The sequence below is a fragment of the Phocaeicola sp. genome (assembly GCF_057861905.1).
The window spans coordinates 1-7,226 of sequence record NZ_DBMACV010000105.1 but is presented as its reverse complement, the minus strand read 5'-3'; the positions used below and the strand labels follow the sequence as shown (position 1 = coordinate 7,226).

5 protein-coding genes are annotated in these 7,226 nt (G+C 38.7%); 1 reads left to right on the top strand and 4 read right to left on the bottom strand.

The genetic code is table 11. From position 1 onward, the window contains the following. A partial coding sequence (locus tag ACZM60_RS14000) for a hypothetical protein (RefSeq protein WP_489521799.1) occupies positions 1 to 852 on the top strand: 852 nt, incomplete at its 5' end. Between the two features lie 555 nt (positions 853 to 1,407). Here ACZM60_RS14000 and ACZM60_RS13995 read toward each other — a convergent pair. From ACZM60_RS13995 to ACZM60_RS13980, 4 genes are all read right to left on the bottom strand, one after another. Next, the gene (locus ACZM60_RS13995; protein WP_489521798.1) at positions 1,408 to 2,694 is read right to left on the bottom strand and encodes a histidine-type phosphatase; all 1,287 of its coding nucleotides are present in this window, start codon (positions 2,692 to 2,694) and stop codon (positions 1,408 to 1,410) included. A 60-nt stretch (positions 2,695 to 2,754) separates the two neighbouring features. Then, positions 2,755 to 3,900: a porin gene (locus ACZM60_RS13990; protein ID WP_418587341.1), complete on the bottom strand. Its 1,146-nt coding sequence runs from the start codon at positions 3,898 to 3,900 to the stop codon at positions 2,755 to 2,757. A gap of 112 nt (positions 3,901 to 4,012) precedes the next feature. After that, entirely contained in the window at positions 4,013 to 4,789 is a 777-nt protein-coding gene (locus tag ACZM60_RS13985; RefSeq protein WP_021971435.1) for an acid phosphatase, read from the bottom strand. Between the two features lie 337 nt (positions 4,790 to 5,126). Beyond that, complete coding sequence (locus tag ACZM60_RS13980; RefSeq protein WP_489521797.1) at positions 5,127 to 7,106, bottom strand: hypothetical protein; 1,980 nt, start codon at positions 7,104 to 7,106, stop codon at positions 5,127 to 5,129. Positions 7,107 to 7,226: the final 120 nt, after the last annotated feature.

The following is a 7,226-nucleotide window of genomic DNA, read 5'->3' as shown; positions in this document are numbered from 1 at the left end:
GCTCTTGATCCGTCATTTTATCAAATAGCTTATGGTATTCTTGATGATATTCTCTCTTATTTAAATATAGAGATTAAGGATATCCCACATTATAATGAAGAAGAAATCAATAATTCAGCTAAAATATTTCAATCTGCTATATCAACAAATATGCTTGAGCTAAAAAAAGATAAGATATTGGATAATGATGCAATAATGGGTTGTCATTTATTCAATAAACAATATCACGATGATAAAGAACCATTCTTTTTAACTTACGATAAAGCATTCACATTTTATAGAAAACTTTTTATAGATAAATATAAAAGGAGTAAAACTGAACGTATACACTGGTATCTATTTACTCCAAGTAAATTTCTTAACCATTTGGATCTTATATCTTTAAGAATTAATACGGAGTCTCTAACTGATGATTTCTTATCTATTATTGACAATAATAAGTTTAAAGAAAAAACAAAAAGTATTGTTGATACTATTAGTAAATTGATTGATATAAAGAACATCTCTAAAGAGAAGCGTAGAGATTATATAGAAATGAGTAAAATAATCTTTACGAATGAAGAATTCCCTCATTTTGTTGAAAATGTCAATATAGAGGGAAATACAGAAATTAAGAGATTTGCCTTTTTGGTAGATTTATTATTAAATAATTATAGAGACAAAGGAGACGATCATATCAAGAACTTTAAAAGTATGTTAGAAGATAAGACATACTTTATGAGTGTAATTCATATAATAAAAAAATATTGTACAGAAAAAGATATGACAAATGAGAATGCTATTGGATCAATAGATAATCTAATGAATTCTTTTAGGCAAATAGTTGTGGAAAAATTGAAAGATAATAAATAAAAAAATAATTCGATAAAAAATAATTATTTATAATTATCAATTCATTAGAAAACAGTTTTATATAAGATACTAATAGAATAGAATTGTATCATTACACAAGAATTGCACAAATAGAGAGGAAATAGAAGAAATAGGATGACTATAGATAAAAATAAAACATTATATTTGCTCTCGAAAATACACGTAATGTGCTATATAATAGCATTATAAGAAATAGAAAGAAAACGTGTTATACGCGTTTCATAATCATGAGGTCCCCGGTTCAATCCCGGGTCCCGCTACAAAGCATAGAAGCTTAGATATAAGGCATTTGGGAGGCTTCCACTCCTGAGTGTCTTTTTTGTTTATATACAAGCTGTATATAACAAAAGGGATAACCGCCCTATGGCAATCATCCCTTTCTTCACAAATCAGAAAGATTATTCAGAGGTTGTTTTCGGGTAGGTACTATTTATTAGAATTTCTTTCAGGCAATAGAACGTAAGAAAACTTAAAAGAAATCTGAACAACTATTTAAAATCAAAAAGTTTAAAACAACATTCTTTCCTAATCTCCCTATTTGATATCATCATAAGCTGTAATAGCTTTTTCAAAACGTCCATTCACATCCTCCAATGAATATAAACCATCTGCATTCCGATTCAAGCCTTTCAGTCGCAACTGATAAACCATAGGAGGATTATTCAAATCAAGCAGTTCTACATTTCTCAACTGTACGGTCGTCTGATATACTATATTTACGGCAATATATTCATTACCCGATTTATCTATCCACTTCTCGAAAACCAGCTTACTTCCAATAGGAGTCTTCTTTTCGATAGACAATGGCAATTCATAATCCTCAACTTCCAACGCAGCATTTACGCTTGCTATATTCGAATCATGTCCACATAAGAAAGTAAATTTACGGACATCAGAGTTCAGTTCATCATTCATGTACACCAACAATGGATGAGCTACATTATATGCAACAACAGGTGCTGTAAACAAGACATCCCCATATACATCCTTTATACGGGCAATTTTTTCCCAATCCGAAGAAGATATATCATGACCAAATGCAGCTTTCTGCGTATCTGCTTCCTCATAATACTGTAAGATGAAAGCATCGGAAGCCGAGTTTGCGAGCTTTAAAGAACCCTTCATAGCCGGCTCTTCTCCCTTCTTCAGGATAATTTGTGTATCATAATCGTCGAAAGCACAAGTTTCTCCAGACTTACAAGCAGGAGCATCTTTCAAGTCGAGTACATCTGCTATGATACGGTACGAATCTTCCAGCTTTTCATTAATTCCCCGTATCCCCTTCTCGCCTCCCATAGCAGCGATCTGTTTCATGGCATCTTCACAAAAAGCTTCACTAACCTTCGTCAGGCGAGGGAAAAAGACCGGATCCATCTTACTGGGAGCATACCGATGATGAACAGCAACATTGGCTACCGGCATAAAACCCGATGAAAAATACTGAGCAGTCGCTATGGTACGTTGCATGCTATTAGCGTAAAAATTCACTTCATCGGCATTGGGTACGTAATTTTCGGTAAACAGTCCTTCACTGACCAGCCATTTACGAAAGAATTGTCCCATCATGGTTTCCAGTACCCCGCCACGCAATGTCAGTTCACTGGAAGCGGCACTCCACTTTGTCCATTCATGTGGAGTCAGTTTTCCCAAAGCACTTCCATTATCCGACAAAGGAGAACGAATATTATGCCGGCTCAACACAACAACTTCCTTCAACGTATACTTATCTTTAAACTCCGATGAGCGTCTGTTCTGCGCCCACACAAACGACGGGCACACAAACATGAATACCAGTAATGATAAATTCGTTATACTTCTCATACCAATTATATTTTAAAGTTCATCTGTTTTCAATCAGTTCAAAACACACTTCCTTGCCCGTCAGAACTTGATTTGCAAACGCGTTTCAATAAGTCCCAATTTGGTATTCGGCGTATTGATACGGTCTGTTGTAGTTGTGTATGAACCACGAACACGCCAAATCATATACTTATTGATATAATAGTTGAACGTAGCCGACCAGTCATTCAATCTGCCGCCCAATATTTCAGCTTTATGGTCAGACATATCCGTATAGTTATACGAAAGAACAACCTCCATAGCCCCCGGATCAGGAGTAGCAATACCCCCATCCAAATCGGAATACTTATAATTTTTACCTTTAACCAACGCACGAATTGTACCATACGCACCACTCGCCTTATAATCAGATTTATCCTTTCGATTCACATTTACATAAAAATACTGTGTTTCCAAGCCGATACGTCCTACAGCAGCCGTCAGTTCAGGAGTAAACTTATACAGCATCTTTGCATCATCGATAACGGCTTCTTGAGCCACTACTTTTGCAATTCGTGTAGGGAAAGTAGTCGACAAGGTATATGCATGATGGCTTAATTCTTTATCCGAATCATAGCGAGGAGTTTCAAATGCCCCCGAAAGTCCCACATGGAAAATCTTTCCCGGTTGGCAGAACGGCTTATAAACCAGTCGAGTCATCATACCCACTCCCTGATTTCCCAGCTTGTCGGAAGTCATCTTCATGGCTTCCGATTCTGTAAAGAAACTTAATGTACCCAGAAATTTACTTCTTGTATGCTGATACATCAGCCCAATCATACGAGGATTATTAAAAGCCTGGTTACTTGCCGGTTCCTCCATTGAAATTTTAAAAGAAGAGCTCGTAGCACTCTGCAAGCCAAACTGATGAATAAAATATCCGGCACGCAAGAAATCGCCAGCATCCTTGTCAAAGTTATACTGAATGAACACATCCTTCATGTTAACCTTTCCATACGCATATCCCATATCCACCTTAGCTTTCCAGGCCCCATACGAAGCACTGAATCCCACTCGCATGTCGGGAATAGCAAATCCATCATTAAATTTATCATCCTGTTCATTTGCTTTAAACAGGCCTCCATCCAGCAATATACGTCCAGAAGGTTTTATTTCCAGTTTTTCTTCCTGTGCTTTCGCACCACAAATCATAGTTAAGCCTAAAGTTAATAAGAGTAATCGTTTCATAGTACCGAGTTATAGTTAATCTATTAGTTTTACAGGTTGGATTTTACAAGGTAAAATAAGTCTAGTTTAGTCTTGTGATAATCAAGATTCAAGGATTCAAAGGTTGGGAATATCAGTTCCGGAAGTCACTTTTAACTACCTGTCCCTTACTTACAAGTTCAGCAAATTCCTTCTTTGCCTTTTCAAGTTGCTTCATAAAATTCTCATTAGCGTGCAGACGAGCCACAACAGCACTGGCCACCAATCGCGCAGCATCCACATCGCTCTGGAAATGATAGCCGCAAATCACACGACTTTGTCCCATTTCATATCCGCGCTTCAATATCTCATTTTGCCTGTCCACATTAATTTCTGCAAGCACCAGCGCCGTAGCCCATCCGATAGCCGTATGGCCAGAAGGATACGAACCATTTGTAGACAATTCCTGCTGTTGCTCCGGATTACATGTCATTTCATTGTAAAAAGCAAACGGACGTACACGCATGTAATGTTCTTTCGCCTCACGAGTAGCCAGATCGCCGGCATCTTCACGCATACCCAATACCAGCTTATAAATCTCCGGGGTAGTAGTTGCTGATATACGTACGCCAAAAGCCTCTGAAAAAGCATTCGGTACTCCATCACCATTTACACGAGCATCCTCTGCTGCCTGGTCTCCACGAGGAGTATTTCTCTGCAACTTGCCCCACTTATACTGAGCCTCATCGTTCATAAACAAAACAGAACCCGGCTGTGGCGGTGCAGGAAGAAGGTTCAAACTGCTGGCCACTTCATCTGCACGCAGGAAATAAAGATCCGGATTGGTTCTTACATCTTTGATTTTCTCCTGAGAAAAAGCTGCGACCGCTACTAAAGATAAACAAGCAACAAAAAGACTTCTTTTAATCATAATTCTTTAAAGTTTTAAAAAGGTTATAGATTTTTTGGTTTCGATGCTGCAAATGTATGCCAACGGGGCCAGACAAAAAGTTGCAAAAGATTATTTCACAGAAAACCGCAATGCAACTTTATGCAAACAACTATAAATAAAGCACTTATCACATTCAAGAAATTCAACAAGAAAGACACATCTTTTTATTGCAAAGAATTACAACAGCCCACACACCATTCAAAAACAAAAAAAAGAGTTGTACCTCACCCTCACAAGAGAGCCCGATACAACTCTTTAACAAAGGCCGGCCACAAGTTCAACCCACTTATAGCACAGCCAACAGCTACAACTTCAACTATTCTATCAGACGCAAGATATAAAAAGCCATACTGGTAGGATTAGCCTTAACATAATCCCTCAAGAACTCATGATTCGTTTTCAATTTACCATTTACCAGCCGGCTGATAACAGGATTCAAATTTCCATAAACACACAACATGCCGGGAATATACAGACGTTTGACCTTTGGACAAGCAACAAGCAAAGCCAGTACCCTGGCAGGCTGATTGCCGAAATTCGAGAAATCGAGTACATCATTCAAAATCCCTTTATCCGTTTTCACCATGTTTTCATAGAAAGCCGTAATCAGTTTTTCTATATGTACCGTTACCTGCCGAGTACATTCCGCAATCTCCATATTCAGTCCAGTACCAAATTTTTTAGTAATTCGTTCTTCATTTTCCCTTTCTACCCTGTTGCGGATGGATGCATACTCCTTCATCAACGAAGCAATCTTTTCCTTAACGAGCAACTGTGTCACGTGACAATCCACCGGATACAGCATCTTCAACAATTTAATGCGATCCAGTTTCCGCATCTCCCCTTTTATGTGTTCCAGCTCCGCCAGCAAGGCATCAGTCACTCCATCCGGCTCCATACAGCGAAGTTCTTCCTGCTTTGAAAGGATATACTCACCTACAACCTCCAGCGCATCATCCGTAAAAATATGATGATAGCACTCATCAAGGCATGCTATATCAGACTCCAAAGCAGCCAAATCCTTTATCCTGACATTATCTGTCAGCGTATGAATCTCACGAAACAGACATCCGTTTACTTTATCTATGCACACTGTTTCCTCCATGTCGCGCCAATAAACAGCCATCCGCTCCTTCAGTCCTGCAATTGTCCGAATCCATTTTTCATTTTTCTCAACCTGCTTCACTATGCTTTCCAGATTATCTGTAGCAAGTACCATACGAGATTCCTCCAGCAGTGCCGCCCTTTCAAAAGCATCGTACTCACCGATTGTCTGCATCTGCCTTTCCAAATATTTCAAAAGCCCCAGTGCGATATCACGATTCTTTTTCATAATCTGCTCCGACAATGCTCTGATCTGCCCCGATACATCAGGAGTATTGACATCTATTTCACTGAACAAAACCTTCAACCGGTCAACCTCCTTGCTGTCACTTTCACCAGTAAAGCACGCCATGGCAGACAAGCTATCCAGCCGGACCCCTATATCATCGAGGTGAGTCTTTACAGCATTTCTTTTGCTACGCTTCCGCCTGAAATATTCCATTACTACAATCAGCAAGACAAGTAAAACAAAAGAAACGACAAGCAACCATATCTTAAGACTCGGAACCGACGACTCCATGTCTATCCACCGGGTTGAAGTGCCGGAAAATGCACTCAACTTCATTACTCCGATGTTGGAACCCAGATACAAAGTATCATTGACCACGAAAGAAGCCTTCGGGTTAAACCGTATGTCATGAAAATATCTGTCGTCTTCCTTTATCCCTTCTTTCCCGACAATAAATTTAACCAGTCCCGATTCAGGCAACGCATACAGCAAAGAATCATTTACTTTCAGCAACTTGTTATAACCTTTAAGTGTAACAGAATCATTATATTCCCTGCAAACCAAATGATGGTTCGTCAAAATCATCAGCAGGGGCTTATGTCCTCCCGTTACCGAAATATCACGAATAAACGTATTCTGTTCCGTTTCCTTAATAAGCTGATATGCATTACCTTTTCCATAATACACCCCATCATTGAGTGTAGATATGTACAAATCGTCGGAATGAGGAGATAGATAAAAAGAAGTAATATACTTATTGTGCAAAGCATCCACCAGCACAGCTTTCCCATCGGCCCCTATCCGTACCAAATCGTCCTGAATCCCCAGATAAATACAACTTCTCCCTTCCTCCTTTTTCAGGCAAAAAGCCGTAATTTTCGTAGGCGACTGATACAATACCTGTGAAGAAGCAAACAATGCATTGCTGATGTATTTCCGCTTTACCGTCATACGCTTCAGCACCTGCTTGTTGCTGATGTAATACGTGAGTTCGGGATAAGAAAGTATCTTTAAAAGTTGGTAATCACCGAATTATTTTGTATATTTAAGTCTGACAAACAATTAATTACAAATTAACAACAA